Here is a 23,319-nt window from a genome sequence, read left to right on the forward strand (position 1 = left end):
GACATCCTAATGAAAACCTCACTGTTTAAAAGCCTCTATTTTCAGGTCCTGACTGCCATCGCCATCGGTATTTTACTGGGCCACTTCTACCCTGACATCGGCGCACAAATGAAGCCGCTGGGCGACGCGTTTGTAAAGCTCATTAAAATGGTTATTGCGCCGGTCATCTTCTGTACCGTGGTCACGGGCATTGCCGGTATGGAAAGTATGAAAGCGGTCGGCAGAACCGGGGCCGTTGCGCTGCTTTACTTTGAAGTCGTCAGTACTATCGCGCTGATTATTGGTCTGATTATCGTTAACGTGGTGCAGCCTGGCGCGGGCATGAACGTTGATCCGGCGACGCTGGACGCGCAGGCGGTGGCGGTTTACGCCGAGCAGGCGAAAGACCAGGGTATTGTGGCGTTCCTGATGGACATCATTCCGGGAAGCGTGATTGGTGCCTTTGCCAGCGGTAATATCCTGCAAGTGCTGATGTTTGCCGTGCTGTTTGGCTTTGCCCTGCACCGTCTGGGCAGCAAAGGCCAGCTCATTTTTAACGTGATTGAGAGCTTCTCGCAGGTCATTTTCGGCATCATCAACATGATCATGCGCCTGGCGCCGATTGGCGCATTTGGGGCAATGGCGTTTACCATCGGTAAATACGGTGTCGGTACGCTGGTGCAGCTCGGACAACTGATTCTGTGCTTCTATGCCACCTGTATTTTGTTTGTGGTGGTGGTGCTCGGCTCTATTGCCCGCGCGACCGGCTTCAGCATTTTTAAGTTCATCCGCTATATTCGCGAAGAGTTGCTGATTGTACTGGGCACCTCGTCTTCCGAATCCGCACTCCCGCGGATGCTGGATAAAATGGAAAGGCTGGGCTGCCGTAAATCGGTGGTTGGGCTGGTGATCCCGACGGGCTACTCGTTTAACCTCGATGGCACGTCGATCTATCTGACGATGGCGGCGGTGTTTATCGCTCAGGCCACCAACAGCCATATGGATATTTTCCACCAGATCACGCTGCTGGTGGTGCTGCTGCTGTCCTCGAAGGGGGCGGCGGGCGTAACCGGTAGCGGGTTTATTGTCCTCGCGGCGACCATTTCGGCGGTAGGTCATCTGCCGGTTGCCGGGCTGGCGCTTATCCTCGGGATTGACCGCTTTATGTCGGAAGCGCGTGCGCTGACCAACCTGATTGGTAACGGCGTGGCCACCATCGTCGTCGCCAAACGCGTGAAAGAACTCGATCATAAAAAGCTTACCGATACCCTGAATAATCGTGCGCCAGACGGCAAAACGCACGAAATATCCTCTTAATTCCGCCCCTTATCGCCGTAGTCCCTTGAAGGGCTACGGCCTCCTGAGCATAATTGGTGATTATTTTCTGAAGCCAGCGCGACATTTTCCGCTTTGCGTGGTCTTAGAAATGGCTTTTCCATACTCAAAATAATCCTCATTGCAGGATGGTCTTTGTCTTTATTACCAGGAATGTTGATCAGGGGTTTACATGCAGGGCACAAAAATTCGACTCTTAGCCGGTGGTTTGCTGATGATTGCAGCGGCTGGTTATGTGCAGGCAGAAGCACTCCAGCCTGACCCGGCCTGGCGACAGGGAACGCTGGCGAATGGTTTTCAGTGGCAGGTGCTATCCACCCCGCAGCGCCCCAGCGATCGTATTGAAATTCGTCTGCTCATTAACACCGGTTCACTGACAGAAAATACGCAGCAAATTGGCTTTAGCCACTTTATTCCTCAGATTGCGCTTTCACAGCACGGCAGCTTACAGCCGGTGCAGGCGCAATCCTTGTGGCAGCAAGGGACCGATCCTAATCGCCCTTTGCCGCCCGCCGTCGTCTCCTACGACCACACCATGTTTAACCTCAGCCTGCCGAATAACCGCAACGATTTGCTGAAAGAGGCGCTGACCTGGCTGGCGGACAGCGCTGGCAGGCTGAACATTACGCCTGAAACCGTCAGCGCAACGCCTGACAGTACAGACAAAATAATGACCTGGCCGATGGATACCAAAGAAGGCTGGTGGCGCTACCGCCTGAAAGGATCGACTATGCTGGGTCACGATCCGGCCGATCCGCTGAAAAAACCGGTGGATGCGGAACAGGTGAAATCGTTCTACCAGAAATGGTATACCCCGGATGCGATGACGCTGATTGTGGTCGGCAATGTTGACAGCCGTAGCGTCTCGGAACAAATCAACAAAGCCTTTGGCGAACTGAAAGGCAAGCGCGAAACGCCTGCGCCGATGCCAACGCTGTCGCCGCTGCCGCGCAACGCCGTAAGCCTCATGACCGACACCGTGACGCAGGATCGTTTGTCTGTGATGTGGGATAACCCGTGGCAGCCGATCCGCGAATCCGCTGCGCTACAGCGCTACTGGCGTGCGGACCTGGCGCGTGAAGCGCTGTACTGGCACGTCCAGCAAAACCTGAGTAAAAGCAACGCTAAAGATATCAGCATGGGCTTCGACTGCCGCGTACTTTACCAGCGTGCGCAGTGCGGTATTAATATCGATTCTCCGAACGAGAAGCTGAACACCAGTCTGGTTACCGTTGCTCGCGAACTGGCAACCCTGCGCGAAAAAGGACTGACGGAAGAGGAATTTAACGCGCTGGTGGCGCAGAAGAAGCTGGAGCTGCAAAAGCTGTTTGCGACCTATGCGCGTACCGATACCGACGTCCTGATCAGCCAGCGAATGCGTTCACTGCAAAATCAGGTGGTAGATATCGCGCCGGAGCAGTACCAGAAGCTGCGGCAGAGTTTTCTTGATAGCCTGACGCTGGAAATGCTGAATCAGGATCTGCGCCAGCAGCTTTCTCAGGATATGTCTCTGGTGCTGCTACAGCCGAAAGGCGAGCCGGAATACGACATGAAGGAGCTGCAGGCAAGCTGGAACGATATCATGCTACCGGCTGAACCTGCCGCGGCGTCTGCGGCGCAGGAAGATGTGCATCCGGAAGTCTCGGATATTCCACCGGCGCAGTAACTGTTTCGTCTTTCTACTGGCGGCCTCCTTGCGGGGCCGTTATACCGTGGAATGATGCCCGGCGGCGCTTCGCCTGCACGGGCCTACGGGAGTCGTGCAACTGGTTGATATGCAATAATGTGTAGGCCGGGTAAGGCGGAGCCACCACCCGGCAAAACGTCACTACACTAGCCAATCAGGTTTAATATTACTGCGGCATGGCCTCGCGCGGAATAATCGCCCCGCGATACTGGATCACCGTACTGGCGGTCAGGTGTCCGCGTTTTGCCGCTTCAGCCGCATCACCGCCGGTCAGACGCACGGCCAGATAGCCTGCGCTGAAGGAGTCTCCGGCAGCCGTGGTATCGATCACCTTCTCTTTCGGCAGTTTCACCGCAGCGACCTCAACGACTGGCTCATCGCCCACCGCGACCAGGCACGACTCTGCACCGCGTTTGATGACGATTTCTTTTACTCCCGCGGCCTGCGTGCGTGAAATCACCTCTTCAACCGGTTGCTCGCCCCACAGCGCGTCTTCATCATCCAGCGTCAGGAAGGCAATATCAGTACATTCCAGCATCTGACGATACACCTGCTGCGTTTCTTCCTGACTTGCCCACAGGCGTGGCCGATAGTTGTTGTCGAAGATCACCTGACCGCCGTTGGCGCGGCATTCGCGCAGCAGGGAGAACAATTTCTCGCGGCTGGACGGGCTGAGAATGGCCAGGCTGATGCCGCTCAGATAAAGATAATCAAACGTTGCCAGCTTCTCACAGATGGCAGCAGCTTCCGGCGTTTCCAACCAGAATTTGGCTGCCGCTTCATTACGCCAGTACCAGAACGTCCGCTCGCCGCTGTCGTCGGTTTCAATGTAATAAAGTCCCGGCAGGCGGTTTGCCATCCGCTGGATCAGGCCCGTGCCGACATTTTCGCTCTGCCAGGCATCCAGCATCTGCTGGCTGAAGTTATCGTTACCCAGCGCGGTCACATACTCAACGCTCAGCGCGGCGGCAGGGACCTGACGGGCTATATAGACCGAGGTGTTAAGCGTGTCGCCGCCGAAGCCGCGCTTCACTTCTGCACCTTTCTCTGACATCTCAATCATACATTCGCCGATGACGGCAATTTTCTTAGACATACAGTTAACCTGACCTGAAGCGGGAAATGAGCTTAGTCTGCTCTGTGGAGATTTTTCGGTCAACCATATTAAAACAACGTTCCATAATTTTTTTGAGCTAACGCGTGTTATTGGCGACTTTTGCCGTGCAGATTTTCAATTTGCCCACCGTTGAACATAAAGTTCTCAATTCGTGCGCCGATAACTCTGTGACGAGTACCGACAGATCATCCCCTTTGCACAGGACATCTGAGATGAAGTTAAAGCAGGTTATCCAGCGGCTGAACATTCCTGAAGCAGAGATTGAAAGCCTTCAGGAGCGGCGCTATTGGCTGCAATGTAAGCTTGCCTGGACCTATCAGCCGATCTATAGAACGGACGGCCGCCTGATGGCGATCGAAATTCTGACGATCGTGACCCATCCTGATAATCCCGGCCAGCGAATTGCCCCTGACCGCTATTTTGCCGAGGTTGCGGTACGTCAGCGTATGGACGTGGTGAAAGCACAGCTCGCTGTGCTACAGCAAAAACAGGCTTTTTTTGAGCGCAATCAGATTCTGGCATCGGTAAACGTGGACGGGCCAACGCTGCTCGCGATGCGCCAGGACAAAACGCTGCTGGCGACAATAGACAGTCTTTCCTGGCTGCGTCTGGAACTGGTTGAGCACATTAGCCTGCCGGTGGACTCATCCTTCGCTTCGTTCTGCGAATTTGGCCCGCTATGGCTGGACGACTTCGGCACCGGGATGGCGAATTTTTCCGCGCTGAGTGAAGTACGCTACGACTACATCAAAGTGGCGCGCGATCTGTTTATTATGTTGCGCAAAACGCCAGAAGGCCGCAACTTGTTTACCCTGCTAATCCAGTTGATGAATCGCTATTGCCAGGGCGTGATTGTAGAAGGGGTTGAGACGCTGGAAGAGTGGCACGATGTCCAGCAGTCGCCCGCCTTTGCCGCCCAGGGATATTTCCTTTCACGGCCGGTGCCCATGGCCACGCTTGACGATGTGGTGATGCAACTTTCGCCGGAGTGGATGGTTCAGCAAAGCGCTTAGCCGTCAGCCCTGACGTGCATTCTGCAGACGTTTAAGCAGGTTACTCTTTCATAATTAAGGAAACTGCCGCTCCCTTTTCTGCCAGCCTCAACTATCTTTAGGACAGGTAAGGTAATCAGAAAGCGGAGTGGGGCATGTCGAAAACAAGTAAAATACTTGCCATTATCTTTGGGACGCTGGTGCTACTCATTGTAGTTGCCATCATTATTATCGCGACCTTTGACTGGAATCGCCTTAAGCCGACCATTAACCAAAAAGTGTCTACGGAACTTAATCGTCCTTTTGCCATTCGTGGTGATTTAGGCGTGGTGTGGGAGCGGCAAAAACAGGAAACGGGCTGGCGAAGCTGGGTGCCGTGGCCGCATGTGCATGCGGAGGATATTATTCTCGGTAACCCGCCGGATATCCCGGAAGTCACCATGGTGCATCTGCCGCGCGTAGAGGCGACGCTGGCACCGCTGGCGTTATTAAGCAAAACGGTTTATCTGCCGTGGATCAAGTTTGTGCAGCCCGACGCGCGATTGATCCGTCTGTCTGAAAAAAATGATAACTGGACGTTCAATCTCGCCTCGGATGACGAGAAAAAAGACAATGCCCAGCCTTCCGCCTGGTCTTTCCGTCTCGACAATATTCTCTTTGACCGTGGCCGTGTCGCTATTGACGATAAAGTCAGCCGCGCCGATATCGAGATCCTTGTTGATCCGTTAGGTAAACCGCTGCCCTTTAGCGAAGTTACCGGCAGCAAAGGCAAGGAAGACAAAGGTAAAGTCGGCGACTATGTATTTGGCCTGAAAGCGAAAGGGCGCTACAACGGGCAGCCGCTGACCGGCACCGGTAAAATCGGTGGCATGCTGGCGCTGCGCAGTGAAGGCACGCCGTTCCCGGTGCAGGCCGATTTCCGCTCGGGCAATACCCGCGTGGCGTTTGACGGTACGATCAACGATCCGATGAAAATGGGCGGCGTCGATCTGCGCCTCAAATTCTCCGGTGATTCGCTGGGTGAACTGTACGACTTAACCGGCGTGCTGCTGCCGGACACGCCGCCGTTTGAAACGGATGGCCGACTGGTCGCCAAAATCGATACCGAGAAGTCCTCTGTCTTTGACTATCGCAACTTTAACGGTCGTATCGGCGACAGTGATATTCATGGTTCACTGACTTATACCACCGGTAAACCGCGTCCGAAGCTGGAAGGCGATCTGGAATCGCGCCAGCTACGACTGGCGGATCTGGGGCCGCTGATTGGCGTGGATTCGGGCAAAGGCGCTGAAAAATCAAAACAATCGGAGCAGAAAAAAGGCGAGAAAAGCGTACAGCCTGCTGACAAAGTACTGCCTTACGATCGCTTTGAAACCGACAAGTGGGATGTGATGGATGCCGACGTGCGCTTTAAAGGCCGTCGTATTGAACATGGTAGTAGCCTGCCGATAAGCGATCTCTCAACGCATGTCATCCTGAAAAATGCCGATCTGCGTTTGCAGCCGCTGAAGTTTGGTCTGGCAGGCGGGACGATTTCATCCAACATCCATCTTGAAGGCGATAAAAAGCCGATGCGCGGCGTGGCGGATATTCAGGCCCGCCGGTTGAAGCTGAAAGAGCTGATGCCTGATTCAGAGATGATGCAGAAAACGCTGGGTGAAATGAACGGTGATGCCGAGTTCCGCGGGACGGGTAACTCCGTTGCGGCGCTGCTGGGCAGCAGTAATGGTAACCTGAAACTGCTGATGAACGACGGTTTGATCAGCCGTAACCTGATGGAAATTGTCGGGCTTAACGTGGGTAATTTTATTGTCGGCCAGCTGTTTGGCGATGAGGAAGTCCGCGTGAACTGTGCAGCGGCAAATCTGGATATCGTGAACGGTGTGGCGCGACCGCAAATCTTCGCTTTCGATACGGAGAATGCGTTGATTAACGTGACCGGTACTGCCAGCTTCGCTTCCGAGCAGATGGATTTGACCATCGATCCGGAAAGTAAAGGCATCCGTATCGTCACTCTGCGTTCACCGTTGTACGTGCGTGGTACCTTCAAGAACCCGCAGGCGGGAGTGAAGGCGGGTCCGTTGATTGCCCGTGGTGCGGTAGCCGCCGCGCTGGCAACCCTGGTCGCCCCAGCCGCCGCGCTGGTAGCGTTGATTTCCCCGTCAGAAGGGAATGAAAACCAGTGTCGCACCATTTTGTCGCAGATGAAGAAGTAAGGTGTACGCACGCGGATGACGTTTTAGCACGGCGATAACATGCCCGGTGGCGCTACGCTTACCGGTCCTGCGTTCTGGTATAAGACTGTGAAGCTGTAGGCCGGGCAAGCGCAGCGCCGCCCGGCATGACAACGCGGGATTACAGTCCGGTGAGGCCCTGCCCGGTGGCGCTACGCTTACCGGGCCTGCGTTCTGGTACAAGATTGTGAAGCTGTAGGCCGGGCAAGCGCAGCGCCGCCCGGCATGACGACGCAATAGCAGGTTACAGCGACTGGTGACGGGTTTCGTGGGTCAGCAGCAGCGCAATTAACGTCAGGGCAGCCATTGCGGCCAGATAGAACCCGACGTAAGCCAGGCCGTAATTCGCCTGAAGCCAGGTAGCGATATACGGCGCTACGGACGCGCCCAGAATGGATGACACGTTATAGGAGAATGACGCCCCGGTATAACGCACTTCGGTGGGGAATAATTCCGGCAGCAGCGCGCCCATCGGGCCGAAGGTCAGGCCCATCAGGCTCAGGCCAATCAGCAGATACGCCATCACCAGCAGCGGATTTCCCGAGCCCAGCAGCGGCGGGAACACGAACAGTGCGAACAGAATAATCAGCGTGGTGATCACAATCATGCTTTTCCGGCGGCCAAACGCATCCGCCAGCAGCCCGGCAATCGGCACCATCACACCGAAACCAATCACCGCCATCATCAACATCCATAACACCTCGTTACGCGGCAGACCCAGCCCCTGCGGTGCAGCCGTGGTGCTGAAAGTCATTGAATAGACGGTCATAATGTAGAACAGGGTATAGGTCGCCAGCATAATGAACGTGCCCAGTACGGTCACGCGCAGGTGCTTCGACAGCAGCGTTCCCATCGGAACTTTCACCTGTTTCTTCGCGGCAGCGACTTTGGCAAAGACCGGCGTTTCATGCAGCGACACGCGCACGTACAGGCCAATCAGCACCAGGACCGCAGAGAAGATAAACGGCACGCGCCATCCCCACTGCATAAACTGCTCGTCGGTCAGCAGCCAGGAGAGCAGCAGGAACGTCCCGTTGGCAAAGAAAAAGCCAATCGGTGCGCCGAGCTGCGGAAAAGAGCCATACAGCGCGCGCTTGCGGGCCGGAGCATTTTCGGTCGCCAGCAGCGCCGCACCGCCCCATTCACCACCGAGGCCTAAACCCTGACCAAAGCGAGCCAGTGCCAGCAGCAGTGGCGCAAAAATACCGATGGTGGCGTAGCTGGGAAGCAAACCGATGACTACCGTCGAAATCCCCATCGTCAGTAGCGACGCAACCAGCGTTACCTTACGGCCTACACGGTCGCCAAAATGCCCGAATAGCGCTGAGCCTATAGGACGCGCGATAAACGCAATGGCGAACGTCGCCAGTGACTGTAGCGTCGCCGCGGTCGGATCGCCCTGCGGGAAAAAGATATGAGGAAACACAATCACCGCAGCGGTGGCGTAAATATAGAAGTCGAAAAACTCAATGGCAGTACCAATGAGGGAGGCAACGACGACCTTATTACGGGAATTGAACGGTGCGATGTCGGCGGCATTGTCGAGCGTAGTTGTGGCGGTTGCTTGCATAGATATTTCTTATTTTATGACGAACGAAAGGCCATATTACGCACAGCAAAAGCGACATTTCAATCCTGAAGGGAATAGCGAGGCGGTTAAAAAAGAAGCGAAAAGTGAATAATGTTCATACCTGCAGGTTATGGTCTATGAAATGCTTCACAGAATTTAAAAGTTAGCATTTAAAACCAGGTTTAGGTTAAATAAAAGTTACAGGTTGGTTTTATCTGCTGAAATGAAGGCGCGGGCTAAGATTTTGCTTTTTCTCTCAGCCCGCGATGAGCTATTAACGGTGCCCTTTACCCGGCATATGCGGGTCGTCTTTATACTCTGCCGTCGCGATCCACGCCGCGCAGAACAGCGTCAAACGCGCAAAGAAGTAGAAGAACGCCATCACGCCCAGAACGGAGCCAAATGCCGCTCCTGACGGGGAGGTTGCCAGAGAAGGCAGCGTCCAGGTCATGATAATTTTAATCACCTCAAAACCAATCGCCGCAATCAACGTTCCGCGCATCAGCGCTTTACGACGCGGGCGATGGCGAGGTAAACGCCAGAAGATCCAGAAGAACAGCAGATAATTAGCGAAAATAGATATTGCCAGGCCGATCAACTGCCACACCGGTTTCAGCCAGTCGATGTAATCCAGATAGAGCCAGGAAATAATTTTTTCCTGCGCTGCTCCGGCGATAGACGTAATCGACAGGGTGATGACCAGCGCCACCAGCAGACCAATCAGTGAAACAAAATCGCGGAGATATTTTACCCAGAATTTTTCGTCTTCCTGGGTTTTATTCTCCCAGACATCACGCGACTGGGCGCGGATCGCTTCGCGCAGGTTGCCTACCCAGTTCACCCCTGAATAGAGCGCGACCAGCAGACCGACGATGCCGACCGTAGTACGTTGCTGCACCGCAGTGCTGATAGTGCTTTTCAGGGTTGTTGCCGTGGTTGGGTCGTTCACACTGTCGAGAATTTTATTGAAAATATCCTGCAAAAGCGTCGGGTGCGAGGCGAGAATGAAACCGGCGGCCGCAAAACAAACCATCAAAATTGGGATCATCGATAAGAAAGAAAAATAGGTGATGGCCGCGCCAAACTGATTACCCAGCCTGTCATTAAAGCGTTCCGTGGCGCGGATCAGGTGCGCAATCATGGGACGGCGCTGAATTTTTTCCGCCGTCTCCGTCACCGTCGCGATGACACCACCGTCAGACGCTTTCTTTTCAGCTTCCGGCTGTTCCTTCTCGCCATGCTGTGCATCCGGCGTTGCATCAGGGGGCGTGTCCGTCATCACCTTTTTAACAGGCTTATAGTCCAGTTCGGTTACGGGGCGCTTTTCATCATTATCCGGCGTCATTAGAGAGAGATTCCTTTTTATGAATATGTGACGTATTAGGCAATTATAGTCACGGTTAATCGACGTAGGTTTTCATTACGCCAGTTAACCACTCCATAAACAGATGTACGCGCCGGGAAAGATTACGCCGGTGCGGATAAATCAGCGAAACCGGCATCGGCTGCGCGCGATACTGTGGCAAAATCTCAACCAGTTTTTTACTGCGCAGTGCGTCCTTCACGCCTGTCCGTGGAACCTGAATAATGCCCAGTCCCGCCAGACACGCCGCGTGATACGTTTCGGTGCTATTGACCGTTAAGATGCCGCCCGCCTTTATCCAGCGCGTGACGTTATTACTGTAAATTTCAAATCCCTGCGGACGCACGCCGGTATTCACCGCGTAGTAAACCAGGGCATGACTGGCTAAATCCTCCGGCGTTTCCGGATAGCCGAAACGCGCCAGATAATCCGGGCTGGCGCAGTTAATCAGTGACATCTTACCGAGTGGGCGGGCAATCAGGCCGGAGTCCTTCAACGTGCCGACCCGCACCACGCAGTCAAAGCCTTCACGGATCACGTCTACCAGCCGGTCGCTACTGCTGAGTTCAATTTCAATTCCCGGATACTGCTGTACAAACGCGGGCAGGTGGGGAATGACCATATTTTTAGCCATCGCCACCGGCATATCCACGCGGAGTATTCCGCTCAGGCTGCCGGGATCGTGCTGGAACATGCCATCCAGCTCCTCAAGATTACTGAGCAGATCCTTTGCCCGCTCGTAATACACCATACCGTCCTGGGTAAGGTGAACGCGGCGGGTGGTACGATGCAGCAACCGGGTCTGAAGCTGATTTTCGAGCGCCTGAATATGCCGCGATACGCTTCCCTTGGGGAGCCCGAACGCTTCTGCTGCACGGGAAAAACTCTCCAGCTCTGCTACGCGAACGAATAATTGCATTGCGTAAATTTTATCCATCGCTGCCCCATATTGTTGTTGCTGGTGAAACAGTGAAATACAAAAAGCAGTCTTTATTGATTTTTTTAGCAGCTAATAAGCTGTTTCTCAATCAACCCAGCACTGAAATGAGGATTTATGAACCAACGTATTGCATTAGTGACAGGTGGCAGCCGTGGTTTGGGGAAAAACGCAGCGCTAAAACTGGCAGAAAGGGGAATTGCGATTATCCTCACTTACCAACAAAATGCGCGCGCTGCGCAGGACGTCGTGCATGAAATTGAGCAAAAAGGGGGCACGGCAGTAGCGCTGGCGCTGGATGTCGGCAGTATAGCCTCCTTTAGCCATTTTATTGCGGAGGTCCGTCAACAGCTTAACGATCGCTGGCAGCGTCACAATTTTGATTATTTAGTAAACAATGCCGGAATTGGCTTACACGTGCCTTTTGCTGACACGTCAGAAGCGCAATTTGACGCATTGATGAATATCCATTTTAAAGGGCCGTTCTTTTTGACACAGGGCCTGTTACCCTTACTGGCGGACGGCGGGCGTATTTTGAACGTCTCAACCGGTCTGGCACGATTTACGTTGCCGGGACACAGCGCCTATGCTGCAATGAAGGGCGCCATGGAAGTGCTGACGCGCTACCAGGCTAAAGAGCTGGGCGCGCGCCGGATCACGGTGAACAGCATTGCTCCCGGTGCCACGGAAACCGATTTCAGCGGCGGTGTGGTGCGTGATAATGCACAGCTTAATGAGTTCGTCTCTGCACAAACCGCGCTGGGACGTGCGGGCTTACCGGATGATATCGGCAATGCTATTGCGATGCTTTTAAGCGACGAACTGGGCTGGATGACAGCACAGCGGGTGGAAGTTTCTGGTGGGATGTTGTTGTAATAGAAATCAGCTTTTCTCCCGGGAAAAGCTGACATTATTTTAATCGATCTCAAAATAGAATATTTTTTCACTTTAAATGCTAAATATTACTTTGTAACAATCTCCCGGGAAATTGCCCTTCCTCTTCTGGCGCCGGGCCGTTAATATTACCGGGAATTAATATTAATAATATGATTTCTGTTTATTCGCATAAGAAAATCCTTAATAAAACTTTGATGTAAATCATTAATTTGTAATAATTATGCGATGGCAGTAATTATTGACGAACATTATCTTTTACTTCTCATCATCATCGGTAAAATGCCCCAGGCTAAGCAGCAAGTATTTATTTCAGCTTGCTGAGAATACCCTTCCACCATGCTTATGGGTCAATAGCTTTTCGATGGAGAAAGAGTAATGCAGGTAATCATGTTTGACAGGCAGTCAATATTTATACATGGAATGAAGATAAGCTTACAGGAGTTGATTCCGGAAATAGATATCCAGGGGCTCAGTCAGGCAGAGGATCTGTGGCGTTGTCTGGATGAGCGCCCCGAGGCTATTTTAATCCTGGATGGCGATATGGAGCGCGATCTTTGCCAGTCTATCCTTCAGGAGAAAAATACTCGTTTTCCCCAATGCCGGGTACTACTGGTGGTGTCTGATTGTACAAAAGAATGGTTACAGGACGCATTGCGTTATAACGTCCTGGCCGTCGTACAGCGTGATTCAGAGCCGGATAAGTTCTCGGTAGCCATTAATAGTGTGGCAATGGGGCTGATGTGCCTGCCGGGTGACTGGCTGGTAAAACATGAGGAAAGTGACAACGATCAAGAATTACAGCACCTGAGTAGTCGCCAGCGCGAAATACTGAGGCTACTGGCCGCGGGTGATTCCAATAAACAAATTAGCCGCACGCTGAATATCAGCGCCGGCACGGTTAAGGCTCATCTTGAGTCTATCTATCGACGTCTTGACGTTAAAAATCGCACTCAGGCAGCGATGATGTTTAACGAGACAAGCTGCCACTAAAGCGTCTCCACTTCACCACCCTGAAGAAATAAGGCGCACTCAGCCTGACGTTGCGGCGTCAGGCTGTTAATCTTCTTTCCATTAAGCACAATCGCATTTTCCCATTCTGCCAGCGCCTTGTCGAATTGACGGGCGTTAATATATTTGAGGATCGCTGACTGGTAGAACGCTTCATTGCCACAGCTCAATGCCAGGGAAACCAGCGCGTCATATTGTGGCTGATTCAGACTAATTTCCAGACATTGTTGCAGCAGACACTGGCAGCGCTGAATATCCAGAATCAACAGGGCTTCAGCTGTTTCCGGCGTTAGCGGGCCGGCAAAGTTTTCATAGCAGGCAATCATATGTCCGTAGCCGATCACCCAGAGTCCACTTTCATCCTGATATTGTTCCAGGTTAAGGCCCTGATATTTTTTTATCAGCGCAATACCTGCCAGACTGATCGTCAACGGTTGCTGTGCCATCGTTATTTCCTCTTGTTACTGGCTGGCAGTCTAAGGTAAAGCGCGGAGAGGAAACACTTGCCAGATGGCCCAGGGTGAATTCGCAGACAAAATATTACCGTGGTGGAGATGCATAGATCACTGTATTGAAACAGAATTTGTTATATCTTGTAACCGCACTTTACAGCGGGTTTCAATTTAGGCAGCGCGGGAAAAAGCATGGTCACCAGTACATCACACCAGATTCGCGAGCAGTTTGAACACTGTCTTGCGATCATTCGCCAGGCATCGCTTGAAGTTTTGCTCCTGCTTAACGTTAAGGTGACGGAAGGAAAAGACCCGCGCTGGTTTCTGGAACAGCTCGATCAGGCGCGTCTGAGTCTTGGCGGCTGGGCCAGCGTCGCACAAAGGCTTAATCTGAATGACGCCCAGATGAGCCGTTTTACGCTGCATTTACGTCATCTTCAGCAGTGGGTGCCGCAGTATGAGCGCGGACAGGAGGTGAGTCAGCATCAGCTGATTGTCGCGCTGCGTTTCGTGACGGAGCTGGAGTACCTGCGCCAGAAGCAGCCGCTGTTGAAATTCTCCGCGCCGGAAGCGTCAGAGACTCACGCTCAGCAGCAGGCTCAGGGACAATTACGTACTCTGGAGCTGACGCTCAAAGCCCTTATCGCTCAGGCCTGGCCCGATCCGGTGCGTCTTAATAACCAGCTAAAAATACAGTTTGGTGCCGATAAGGTGCGACGCTGGCTCAAACTGGGTGAACGCCACGATGTGCTGAGCGGAATGCGCTTTAGCGAGCTGGCCCTGATGCTGGTCGATAAAAAAGAGTTTGCCCGTCACTATGCCCCGCTGTTCAACGACCCTTCCACGCTCAGTTTGTTTGTGGAACCCCGCGCCACGCTGCAGCATTTTCTCGAAGACTGCCGGCAGATCCGAAACAGGGTGATTGCCGGAGAGCCGCTAAGTCTGGCGCAGCGTGCGCTGCTCGATCACTATAGCCAGCAAATTATCGGCCCGGTTCAGCAAGCTTTTGCGCATAATCAGACCCGCGTCAATCCTGCCGCGTTTACCGCTTTGCAGGAGAGCGAACTTGATGATTTCTGGGAGAATGCCCGTAAGAAGGATCGGCTTTCCGGCGGCGATGATACTGAAATCAGCGACAGCATTGAGCGACCTGACACCCGGCGCAAGCGCTCGGCGCAGGAACGCGACAAACTTATTTCTGTAGTGTTGTGGACACTGGTTGGCATTACCGTGCTGGGTATGTGCGGCGGCGGATTATGGATGATTAACCAGAGTAGCGCCACGCCGCAGGCCAGCGCGCAGAGCACCGGAAGCGGCGTTAAGATAGAGCGTGAACCGGCCTCCCCGCGTGAGCAACTGACCAGTATGGGGATTACCTGGGATGCCAGTAACCTGCGTTCTGCTATCGATCGTAACGACCCGCAGGTGACGCAGCTTTTTCTGCGGGGCGGGATGAACTGGAAGCTTTCGTGGACCGAAGCCGCTCACGCGTCCGGGAATGATAAGGTGTTGGCGCTGCTGTTGCGTTACCGTCTGCAGATGGATGAGAAAAGGCCCTGTCGCCGTTTTATGACGACCGTGGGCGCCGCGATGGCGCAGGGCGGCGCATTAACGCCGATGCGTAAAGAGTATCTCCAGGCATTCTGTACCGCGCCGCCGGTCGTCGAGCGGCAGCGGTATGATACAGAACAGGCAAAACGGCGGGCTAAGGCGCAGCCGGACGCACAGAATAAACAATGGCTGGCGATCCAGACTGCGATTTATAACGAGGTGCGCTAGCTGCGCGGCGGTTCACCATACAGCGCAATCAGGCGACGTACCACGCCGTTAGTCCAGCCGAAGCCATCCTGTAACGGGTACTCGCCACCGCCACCTTCCTGCGGCGTGCTGTCGGCAATATGATATTTCTCGACCAGCTTATGATGCTGCTGGTAAACGTGATTAACCGTTTTCAGCCAGCAATGGGCAATCTCATCGCCCAGCGCATCGTTACCGTAAAGCTTGAAGCCCTGGATTGCCATCCACTGTAGCGGTGCCCAGCCGTTGGGTTTATCCCACTGTTCGCCGCTTTCATAATCGCTGGCCATGATCCCACCCGGCGTGAGCAGACGCGCACGCACCACTTCTGCCAGGCGGTCGGCCTGCTCGTGCGTCGCCATGCCGGTATAAAGCGGCACAATGCTGGCCGCAGAGAACCGCGCCTGCTGCTCGCGTCGCCAGTCATAGTCACGGAAGCAACCGTCTTTTTCATCCCACAGATAGTGGGTTATGGCAGAGCGGCGCTCGGCAGCCTTCTGACGGAATTTAGTTTCCGTTTCCCGATCGCCTTTGACGCCTGAAATGTTAGCGATAGTGCTTTCCAGTTTGAACAGAAACGCGTTCAAATCGATGGGAATAAACTGTGTGGTACGGATACTGGCGAGACGGTGAGTATCACGCAGCCAGCGGGAAGAGTAATCCCAGCCGGACGCCGCACCGGCACGCAGATCGCGATACACTTCGTTCGCCGGACGGCTTGAGTGCTTCGCGGTTTCCACGTCTTCAAGCCACGATTCGTCACGCGGCGTATCGCGATCGTCCCAATAACGGTTAAGCAGCGCACCGTTGGGCATGCGCACCACGTGGCGATAGCCCTGGTTCAACACCAGCGAGTCCGCGCCGTCCATCCAGAAATTGTATTCCATCAGCAGATGGTCGAGGTAACGACGCGCACCGCGCACACCGTCTTCTTCGAACAGTTCAACCATCAGGGCAAACACCGGCGGCTGGGAACGACTCAGATAATAGGTACGGTTGCCGTTCGGGATATGACCATATATTTCGATCATCCAGGCGAAGTTATCCGCCATACATTTCAGCAGATCGCCACGCCCGCTTTCCGCCAGGCCCAGCATAGTGAAGTAGGAATCCCAATAATAGGTCTCACTAAAACGTCCTCCTGGCACGATATAGGCCTGCGGCAGGGCGAGCAGCGACGACCACGGGATATGATCCTGCGGCTCACGCGTCAGCGTTGGCCAGAGGTTATCGATATGCTCTTTCAGAGAGTGTTCAGGATTCGAGATGTATTCTTTACTGTAATCCTGTGGCAGCCAGAAGTGCGCGTTAACAAACTCGCGCAGATCAAAACCCGGCCGACGTTTAACCCGCCGGTAGCGGATAAGAATATCCAGCGGATCGATTTTCGGCGCGCAGTCCGGAAACGTTTTGCTGTCGGCAAAAATACGCATGGACTGCACGTGCTCAAAGAGTTCCAGATAACGATCGGCAGGCGTCAGGGCATCGGATGCCGGGAACCCTTCGATCATCTCCGGCTCCGGCTCGACCTCGGTCATTTCATCCAGTTTTAATTCGCATGGATCGGTTGAGTAGTTGAGCGCAATATCAAGCATCAACTCTTCCTCCACACTGCGCATTTTCTGGTTGAGCATAATGACAAAAACCTCCGGATTAGGTCGTTTTCAATACACGGGGAGTAGCCCGGTTCATCTTTAAGGGTAGACATTCGACGCGATCGTTGATCGGCAAAATGTGCGGTAGATCACACTTCTTAGTGAGTAAGTAAAGAGCAAAAAACGTTCAGGTCGCTGTTAATTAACAGGAAAAACAGGAATAGTTATTATTGGCCCGCTTTCACTTTCAGAGTAATTACTTTACGGCTTTGGGCCGGGTGAAATGGCAAGAGCATATTATATCTGTGTGGGTGTCAGGATGGAACCGGGGGCTGTGAGGTGGAGTGTAAAATTGGGTTACTAAATAACCGTTTTTACCATCCGTGACGCTGCGCTTACTCAGCCCGTAGCTGTTTTACATTAAGCATAGGTCCGCACAAGCGCAGCGCCGCAGGGCAATACTTACCGCATCGTCACAAATTCTTCCGCCCCGGTCGGGTGGATGGCGACGGTATTATCGAAATCTTTTTTCGTGGCGCCCATCTTCAGCGCCACCGCAAAGCCCTGCAGCATTTCATCCATGCCGTAACCAATACCGTGGATACCGACGATTTTTTCCTCTGGTCCGATGCAGACCAGCTTCATGCGGCACGGCTGGCGGTGGGAGGTGACGGCGGTATACATCGCCGTAAAGGACGATTTATACACCTTAACCGCATCGTCGCCATATTCTTCCCGCGCTTTCTCTTCGCTCAGCCCGACGGTACCAATCGGCGGATGGCTAAATACCACGGTCGGCACATTGCTGTAGTCGAGATGCTCGTCCGGCTTATTGTTAAACAGGCGCTCGGAGAGGCGGCGGCCTGCGGCGACGGCAACGGGCGTCAGTTCAATCGCGCCGGTGACATCGCCCACCGCGTAAATACCTTCCACGCTGGTATTCTGGTATTTATCGACCTCAATATAACCTTTTTCACTGGTGCGCACGCCCGTTGCGGCCAGGTTGAAATTGTCTGTGGCAGGTTCGCGTCCTACCGCCCAAATCAGGCAGTCCACCGTCTGCGAGCGGCCATCTTCCAGTTCAAGCGTCAGGCTGCCGTCGGCATTTTTCACTACCGCCTTCGGCACCGCATGGGTGTGCAGGGCCGGGCCTTCGGCGTTCATGACTTCCACCAGCGTTTCGGACAGCATGTTATCGAAGCTGCGCAGCGGCGCGTGTTTACGCACAAACAGATGGGCTTCTGCGCCGAGGCCGTTAATGACCCCGGCGAGTTCGACGGCGATATAGCCTGCGCCGACAACAGCTACGCGCTCAGGCAGCGCCGGAAGTTCAAAGAACCCGTCGGAGTCGATGCCGTATTCCGCGCCCGGAATATCCGGATGGATCGGACGGCCGCCGGTGGCGATCAGAATATGATCGGCGGTGATCGTCTCGCCGTTCACTTCCAGCGTTTTTGCATCGACAAAGCGGGCGAAACCCTTAATCACGTCGACCTGATTTTTCCCCAGTACGTTATCGTATGAGGTATGGATACGATCGATGTAGGCGGTGCGGCTGGCGATGAGCGTGTCCCAGTTGAAGTGGTTAATTGTGGTATCAAAACCATAATCCGGGCCGTACAGATGGATCGCTTCGCGGATTTGCGCCGCATGCCACATGACTTTCTTCGGCACACAGCCAACGTTAACGCAGGTGCCGCCCAGCGCTTTCGCTTCGATCAGCGCGCATTTCTGGCCGTACATGGCCGCACGGTTGATGGAGGCGATACCGCCGCTGCCGCCGCCGATGGCAACATAGTCGTAATGTTTCGTCATGACCGTTCCTTACACCTGAAAAGAGAGCGGATACGTCAGACGCATCCGCAGAAATAAGTGGATTGTAGCGCGCGATTGGGCAGCGTCCACCGATGGCTGCGATTACTCCGGGACGACCCAGCTCACGGTAGCGTGTCCGATACCGGTCGGCACCAGTTTGCTGTGCAGCCACGGCAGCACGTTATTCATCTGCTGCTCCAGCTTCCACGGCGGGTTAATCACAATCATCCCGGAAGCGGTCATGCCGTGCCGGTCGCTGTCGGGACGTACTGCCAGCTCGATTTGCAGAATGCGGCGAATTCCGGTCGCTTCCAGCTCTTTAAGCATGCGCTTGATTTGCTGACGCAGCACCACCGGATACCACAGCGCGTAAGTGCCGGTGGCAAAACGTTTGTGGCCTTCATGGATGCCGGTCACTACCGCCTGATAGTCGGTTTTGATTTCGTACGGCGGGTCGATGAGGATCAGGCCGCGACGTGAGGCGGGGGGCAGTTTGGATTTCAACTGCTGATAGCCATCGGCGCGCTCTACGCGGGCGCGGTTGTCTTTCTGAAACTCACCGCGCAGCAGCGGAAAATCGCTCGGATGCAGCTCGGTCATGTGCAGGCTGTCATGCTCGCGCAAAAGCTGGCGGGCGATCAGCGGCGAGCCGGGGTAATAGCGTAACTGGCCGTTGCGGTTGAAGTGTTCAACTACGCCAATGTATGGCTTCAGTTCGGCAGGCAGGTCGTCCTGCTGCCAGATGCGCGCGATGCCTTCGAGATACTCGCCAGTGCGCTCGGCGTATTCGCCACTCAACTGATAACGGCCTGCGCCCGCATGGGTGTCCAGATAGAGAAACGGTTTGTCTTTCTCTTTCAGCGATTCAATGATCAGACTCTGAACGGTATGTTTGAGGACGTCGGCATGGTTGCCAGCGTGAAAGCTGTGGCGATAACTGAGCATATAAAAGCGAATTCCGGGAAGTGAACACAATAACCGACAGTTTACCGTAGATCCGTCATGATTACCGCCCTGGCGCTTTTAATTCTGCTGAAGACCGGTCATAACGTAAAAAGCGTGAGTGCGCTGACGCTGGCGTTCGGGTTGGCCTGCTTTACTGCCTCCAGAAATACCGCAAAGCTGCGGTTAAACAGGGTGTAATTATGCAGAAAGCGCGCCTGCTTCTGTTGGCCGTTAATTGACCAGCTCACCGACCAGACCGAGCGGTTATTGACCTTCGTCGATTCGCGTTTTACCCCGGTGATAGTGGTCAGCGGAATGGTGGTGGTGTTCGCGTCGGTGACCTCATAAAAGTTCTCAGTATCAAAGTAATAGCTCGCCTTGTAGCTACGAGAACTGCCGAAAATGCGCAGCAGAAACGACGATGAAGAAATTAATTTGCGATCGCCGGGGCCGCCGGGAGCATCCGCAGGCCGGGTATGCGACAGTTTTTTGGTCACCAGGTAGAGGATGACGATCAAAACAATAAGCGGTAAAAACGCTGCCATGAGCACGTCCTGTATCAAGGTGCGAGAGTGACATTATAGTGAGCTTCCCGCCACGCCTGCCATTGAAATTCTCTACACTTAACCCCATGCTAGATCTAACAGATAAGCGCCGGAACGTGCGCTTCATTTACCCTATCCAACAGGACCGCGCATATGACCAATCCTTTATTGACGCCTTTCGATCTCCCGCCTTTCTCCGCAATCAAACCTGAACATGTGGTTCCTGCCGTCACCAAAGCGCTGGATGACTGCCGCGCCACGGTCGAACGCGTAGTGGCGCACGGCACGCCGTATACGTGGGCGAATTTGTGTCAGCCGCTGGCGGAGACGGACGACGTGCTGGGACGGATATTTTCGCCTGTCAGCCACCTGAATTCGGTAAAAAATAGCCCGGAACTGCGCGAAGCTTACGAGCAAACCCTGCCGCTGCTTTCTGAGTACAGCACCTGGGTCGGGCAGCACGAAGGGCTTTACAAGGCATACCGCGACCTGCGCGATGGCGAACACTATGCCTCGCTGACGGCGCCGGAGAAGAAAGCGGTCGATAACGCGCTGCGCGATTTTGAACTGTCCGGTATCGGGCTGCCGAAAGAGAAGCAGAAACGCTACGGCGAGATCGCGACCCGTAAATCTGAACTGGGCAACCTCTACAGCAATAACGTGCTGGATGCGACGATGGGCTGGACGAAGCTTATCACCGATGAATCTGAACTCGCCGGAATGCCGGAAAGCGCGCTGGCCGCGGCAAAAGCGCAGGCTGAAGCCAAAGAGCAGGACGGTTATCTGTTAACGCTGGATATCCCGAGCTATTTGCCGGTGCTGACCTACTGCGACAATCAGGCGCTGCGTGAAGAGATGTACCGCGCTTACGGCACACGCGCGTCCGATCAGGGGCCGAATGCCGGTAAGTGGGATAACGGCCCCATCATGGCGGAAATCCTCGCCCTGCGCCACGAGCTGGCGCAACTGCTGGGCTTCGAAAACTACGCATACAAATCGCTGGCAACTAAAATGGCGGAAAACCCGCAGCAGGTGCTGGACTTCCTGACCGACCTCGCCAAACGCGCCCGTCCGCAGGGTGAGAAAGAACTGGCCCAGCTGCGCGCCTTTGCGAAAGCGGAGTATGGCGTGGACGAGCTCCAGCCGTGGGATATCGCGTACTACAGCGAAAAACAAAAACAGCATCTGTACAGCATCAGCGATGAGCAGCTGCGCCCCTATTTCCCGGAAGAGAAAGCGGTTAACGGTCTGTTTGAAGTGGTGAAACGTATTTATGGCATCACCGCTAAAGAGCGCAAAGACATCGACGTCTGGCATCCGGACGTGCGGTTCTTCGAACTGTATGACGACAAAAACGAGCTGCGCGGCAGCTTCTATCTCGACCTCTATGCGCGTGAACACAAGCGCGGCGGCGCGTGGATGGACGACTGCGTGGGCCAGATGCGTAAAGCGGACAGCACGCTGCAAAAACCGGTCGCCTATCTGACCTGTAACTTCAATCGCCCGGTCAACGGCAAACCGGCGCTGTTTACCCATGACGAAGTGATCACCCTGTTCCACGAGTTCGGTCACGGCCTGCATCATATGCTGACCCGCATCGAAACCGCAGGCGTGTCGGGCATCAGCGGCGTGCCGTGGGATGCGGTCGAACTGCCGAGTCAGTTTATGGAAAACTGGTGCTGGGAGCCTGACGCGCTGGCGTTTATCTCCGGTCATTACGAAACCGGCGAACCGCTGCCGAAAGAACTGCTGGATAAAATGCTGGCGGCGAAAAATTACCAGGCGGCGCTGTTTATTCTGCGTCAGCTGGAGTTCGGCCTGTTCGATTTCCGCCTGCACGCCGGGTTCAGCCCGGAGCAGGGCGCGAAAATCCTTGAGACGCTGGCGGACATTAAAAAACAGGTCGCCGTGGTGCCGTCTCCGGCCTGGGGCCGCTTCCCGCACGCGTTCAGCCACATCTTCGCCGGCGGCTATGCGGCGGGCTACTACAGCTATCTGTGGGCTGACGTACTGGCGGCGGACGCTTACTCTCGCTTTGAAGAAGAAGGGATTTTCAACCGCGAAACCGGGCAGTCGTTCCTGGATAATATCCTGACGCGCGGTGGTTCCGAAGAGCCGATGGAGCTGTTCAAACGCTTCCGTGGCCGTGAGCCGCAGCTGGATGCGATGCTGGATCACTACGGCATCAAAGGCTGATTTTACGTGCAAATCTGCTTGATTGACGAAACAGGCACCGGAGACGGTGCCTTATCTGTTCTTGCGGCCCGCTGGGGGCTGGAACAGGACGATAATAATCTGATGGCGCTGGTGCTGACGCCAGAACATCTGGAACTGCGTAAGCGGGATGAGCCGAAGCTTGGCGGCATCTTCGTCGATTTTGTCGGCGGGGCGATGGCGCACCGGCGAAAATTCGGCGGTGGTCGTGGTGAGGCGGTGGCGAAAGCGGTCGGCATTAAGGGCGATTATCTGCCGGATGTAGTCGATGCTACGGCGGGACTGGGGCGCGATGCCTTTGTGCTGGCCTCGGTAGGGTGTCGGGTGCGGATGCTGGAACGTAATCCGGTGGTCGCGGCGCTGCTGGACGACGGCCTGACGCGTGGCTATGCCGATGCCGAAATCGGCGGCTGGTTACAGGAACGCCTGCAGCTGATCCATGCTTCCAGCCTGACCGGGCTGGCGGAGATCACCCCGCGTCCGCAGGTGGTGTACCTCGATCCGATGTTTCCGCATAAGCAGAAAAGCGCGCTGGTGAAAAAGGAAATGCGGGTATTTCAGTCGCTGGTGGGGCCAGATTTAGACGCCGATGGCCTGCTGGAGCCTGCGCGTCAGCTGGCGAGCAAGCGCGTGGTGGTTAAACGCCCGGATTATGCGCCACCGCTGGGCAATGTCGCCACCCTGAATGCGATTGTGACCAAAGGGCACCGGTTTGATATTTATGCGGGGACGGCGTAGCGCGGTAAGCCGGCGCATTGTCGCAAGTTGTCGCGTTGCCGTAATATGCGTCCGGTTTGGTGCCTGATTTCTGGTTTTGCTTGTTGTAGGCCCGGTAAG

Annotated in this window: 18 protein-coding genes; 9 read left to right on the forward strand and 9 right to left on the reverse strand. The window is 54.6% G+C overall.

What is annotated here, in order from left to right; all coding sequences use genetic code 11:
* Positions 1-9 precede the first annotated feature (9 nt).
* Positions 10-1,296, forward strand: a complete 1,287-nt coding sequence (gene dctA, locus P0H77_RS01355; protein WP_276161366.1) for a C4-dicarboxylate transporter DctC — start codon at positions 10-12, stop codon at positions 1,294-1,296.
* A 190-nt stretch (positions 1,297-1,486) separates the two neighbouring features.
* The gene (locus tag P0H77_RS01360; RefSeq protein WP_276161369.1) at positions 1,487-2,980 is read left to right on the forward strand and encodes a pitrilysin family protein; all 1,494 of its coding nucleotides are present in this window, start codon (positions 1,487-1,489) and stop codon (positions 2,978-2,980) included.
* Between the two features lie 187 nt (positions 2,981-3,167).
* Here the strand turns inward: P0H77_RS01360 and P0H77_RS01365 are convergent, their stop codons facing one another.
* On the reverse strand, positions 3,168-4,097 hold the full coding sequence (locus P0H77_RS01365; protein ID WP_276161371.1) for a sugar kinase: 930 nt from the start codon (positions 4,095-4,097) through the stop codon (positions 3,168-3,170).
* A 233-nt stretch (positions 4,098-4,330) separates the two neighbouring features.
* On the opposite strand from P0H77_RS01365, the gene pdeH reads away from it, so the two are divergent.
* The gene (pdeH, locus tag P0H77_RS01370) at positions 4,331-5,131 is read left to right on the forward strand and encodes a cyclic-guanylate-specific phosphodiesterase (RefSeq protein ID WP_276161378.1); all 801 of its coding nucleotides are present in this window, start codon (positions 4,331-4,333) and stop codon (positions 5,129-5,131) included.
* Positions 5,132-5,265: 134 nt separating this feature from the next.
* Positions 5,266-7,326, forward strand: a complete 2,061-nt coding sequence (locus P0H77_RS01375) for an AsmA family protein (RefSeq protein ID WP_276161386.1) — start codon at positions 5,266-5,268, stop codon at positions 7,324-7,326.
* Between the two features lie 262 nt (positions 7,327-7,588).
* Here the strand turns inward: P0H77_RS01375 and P0H77_RS01380 are convergent, their stop codons facing one another.
* The 3 genes from P0H77_RS01380 to P0H77_RS01390 form a co-directional block, all read right to left on the reverse strand.
* On the reverse strand, positions 7,589-8,914 hold the full coding sequence (locus P0H77_RS01380) for an MFS transporter (RefSeq protein WP_276161388.1): 1,326 nt from the start codon (positions 8,912-8,914) through the stop codon (positions 7,589-7,591).
* Positions 8,915-9,188: 274 nt separating this feature from the next.
* Entirely contained in the window at positions 9,189-10,259 is a 1,071-nt protein-coding gene (gene yhjD, locus P0H77_RS01385; RefSeq protein WP_276161390.1) for an inner membrane protein YhjD, read from the reverse strand.
* A 55-nt stretch (positions 10,260-10,314) separates the two neighbouring features.
* A complete protein-coding gene (locus P0H77_RS01390) occupies positions 10,315-11,214 on the reverse strand; it encodes a LysR family transcriptional regulator (RefSeq protein WP_276161391.1) in 900 nt (299 codons plus the stop codon).
* A 117-nt stretch (positions 11,215-11,331) separates the two neighbouring features.
* Between P0H77_RS01390 and P0H77_RS01395 the strand changes: the two genes are divergently transcribed.
* Both P0H77_RS01395 and P0H77_RS01400 read left to right on the forward strand, forming a co-directional pair.
* Positions 11,332-12,090: an SDR family oxidoreductase gene (locus P0H77_RS01395; protein WP_276161395.1), complete on the forward strand. Its 759-nt coding sequence runs from the start codon at positions 11,332-11,334 to the stop codon at positions 12,088-12,090.
* A gap of 396 nt (positions 12,091-12,486) precedes the next feature.
* Entirely contained in the window at positions 12,487-13,101 is a 615-nt protein-coding gene (locus tag P0H77_RS01400; RefSeq protein WP_276161398.1) for a response regulator transcription factor, read from the forward strand.
* Here P0H77_RS01400 and P0H77_RS01405 read toward each other — a convergent pair.
* The gene (locus tag P0H77_RS01405) at positions 13,098-13,565 is read right to left on the reverse strand and encodes a lysozyme (RefSeq protein WP_276161403.1); all 468 of its coding nucleotides are present in this window, start codon (positions 13,563-13,565) and stop codon (positions 13,098-13,100) included. The two genes, P0H77_RS01400 and P0H77_RS01405, sit on opposite strands and share 4 nt — an antisense overlap.
* 198 nt (positions 13,566-13,763) lie before the next feature.
* On the opposite strand from P0H77_RS01405, the gene P0H77_RS01410 reads away from it, so the two are divergent.
* Entirely contained in the window at positions 13,764-15,350 is a 1,587-nt protein-coding gene (locus P0H77_RS01410) for an STY4199 family HEPN domain-containing protein (RefSeq protein ID WP_276161407.1), read from the forward strand.
* Here P0H77_RS01410 and P0H77_RS01415 read toward each other — a convergent pair.
* From P0H77_RS01415 to P0H77_RS01430, 4 genes are all read right to left on the reverse strand, one after another.
* Positions 15,347-17,002 (reverse strand): alpha,alpha-trehalase, encoded by a 1,656-nt coding sequence (locus tag P0H77_RS01415; RefSeq protein ID WP_276161414.1) that lies wholly within the window; start codon positions 17,000-17,002, stop codon positions 15,347-15,349. The two genes, P0H77_RS01410 and P0H77_RS01415, sit on opposite strands and share 4 nt — an antisense overlap.
* A gap of 423 nt (positions 17,003-17,425) precedes the next feature.
* The gene (gorA, locus tag P0H77_RS01420; RefSeq protein ID WP_276161418.1) at positions 17,426-18,778 is read right to left on the reverse strand and encodes a glutathione-disulfide reductase; all 1,353 of its coding nucleotides are present in this window, start codon (positions 18,776-18,778) and stop codon (positions 17,426-17,428) included.
* Between the two features lie 102 nt (positions 18,779-18,880).
* Positions 18,881-19,723 carry a 23S rRNA (adenine(2030)-N(6))-methyltransferase RlmJ gene (locus P0H77_RS01425; protein WP_276161421.1) on the reverse strand — a complete coding sequence of 281 codons (843 nt, stop codon included), beginning with the start codon at positions 19,721-19,723 and terminating at the stop codon, positions 18,881-18,883.
* Positions 19,724-19,821: 98 nt separating this feature from the next.
* Positions 19,822-20,268, reverse strand: coding sequence for a hypothetical protein (locus P0H77_RS01430; protein WP_276161423.1), 447 nt, complete (start codon positions 20,266-20,268; stop codon positions 19,822-19,824).
* Between the two features lie 153 nt (positions 20,269-20,421).
* Between P0H77_RS01430 and prlC the strand changes: the two genes are divergently transcribed.
* Both prlC and rsmJ read left to right on the forward strand, forming a co-directional pair.
* Positions 20,422-22,464: an oligopeptidase A gene (gene prlC / locus P0H77_RS01435; protein ID WP_276161428.1), complete on the forward strand. Its 2,043-nt coding sequence runs from the start codon at positions 20,422-20,424 to the stop codon at positions 22,462-22,464.
* A 6-nt stretch (positions 22,465-22,470) separates the two neighbouring features.
* Positions 22,471-23,220, forward strand: coding sequence for a 16S rRNA (guanine(1516)-N(2))-methyltransferase RsmJ (gene rsmJ, locus P0H77_RS01440; RefSeq protein ID WP_276161431.1), 750 nt, complete (start codon positions 22,471-22,473; stop codon positions 23,218-23,220).
* Positions 23,221-23,319 lie beyond the last annotated feature (99 nt).

Origin of the sequence: Superficieibacter sp. HKU1, assembly GCF_029319185.1 — a bacterium.
In the GTDB taxonomy this organism is placed as follows: Bacteria; Pseudomonadota; Gammaproteobacteria; order Enterobacterales; family Enterobacteriaceae; genus Superficieibacter.

Coding starts and splice junctions, on each gene's coding strand:
- prlC (WP_276161428.1), top strand. CDS start 20,422: ATGACCAATCCTTTATTGACGCCTTTCGATCTCCCGCCTTTCTCCGCA.
- yhjD (WP_276161390.1), bottom strand. CDS start 10,259: ATGACGCCGGATAATGATGAAAAGCGCCCCGTAACCGAACTGGACTAT.
- dctA (WP_276161366.1), top strand. CDS start 10: ATGAAAACCTCACTGTTTAAAAGCCTCTATTTTCAGGTCCTGACTGCC.
- P0H77_RS01380 (WP_276161388.1), bottom strand. CDS start 8,914: ATGCAAGCAACCGCCACAACTACGCTCGACAATGCCGCCGACATCGCA.
- pdeH (WP_276161378.1), top strand. CDS start 4,331: ATGAAGTTAAAGCAGGTTATCCAGCGGCTGAACATTCCTGAAGCAGAG.
- P0H77_RS01375 (WP_276161386.1), top strand. CDS start 5,266: ATGTCGAAAACAAGTAAAATACTTGCCATTATCTTTGGGACGCTGGTG.
- P0H77_RS01360 (WP_276161369.1), top strand. CDS start 1,487: ATGCAGGGCACAAAAATTCGACTCTTAGCCGGTGGTTTGCTGATGATT.
- P0H77_RS01410 (WP_276161407.1), top strand. CDS start 13,764: ATGGTCACCAGTACATCACACCAGATTCGCGAGCAGTTTGAACACTGT.
- P0H77_RS01430 (WP_276161423.1), bottom strand. CDS start 20,268: ATGGCAGCGTTTTTACCGCTTATTGTTTTGATCGTCATCCTCTACCTG.
- P0H77_RS01415 (WP_276161414.1), bottom strand. CDS start 17,002: ATGCTCAACCAGAAAATGCGCAGTGTGGAGGAAGAGTTGATGCTTGAT.
- P0H77_RS01425 (WP_276161421.1), bottom strand. CDS start 19,723: ATGCTCAGTTATCGCCACAGCTTTCACGCTGGCAACCATGCCGACGTC.
- P0H77_RS01390 (WP_276161391.1), bottom strand. CDS start 11,214: ATGGATAAAATTTACGCAATGCAATTATTCGTTCGCGTAGCAGAGCTG.
- P0H77_RS01365 (WP_276161371.1), bottom strand. CDS start 4,097: ATGTCTAAGAAAATTGCCGTCATCGGCGAATGTATGATTGAGATGTCA.
- P0H77_RS01405 (WP_276161403.1), bottom strand. CDS start 13,565: ATGGCACAGCAACCGTTGACGATCAGTCTGGCAGGTATTGCGCTGATA.
- gorA (WP_276161418.1), bottom strand. CDS start 18,778: ATGACGAAACATTACGACTATGTTGCCATCGGCGGCGGCAGCGGCGGT.
- P0H77_RS01400 (WP_276161398.1), top strand. CDS start 12,487: ATGCAGGTAATCATGTTTGACAGGCAGTCAATATTTATACATGGAATG.
- P0H77_RS01395 (WP_276161395.1), top strand. CDS start 11,332: ATGAACCAACGTATTGCATTAGTGACAGGTGGCAGCCGTGGTTTGGGG.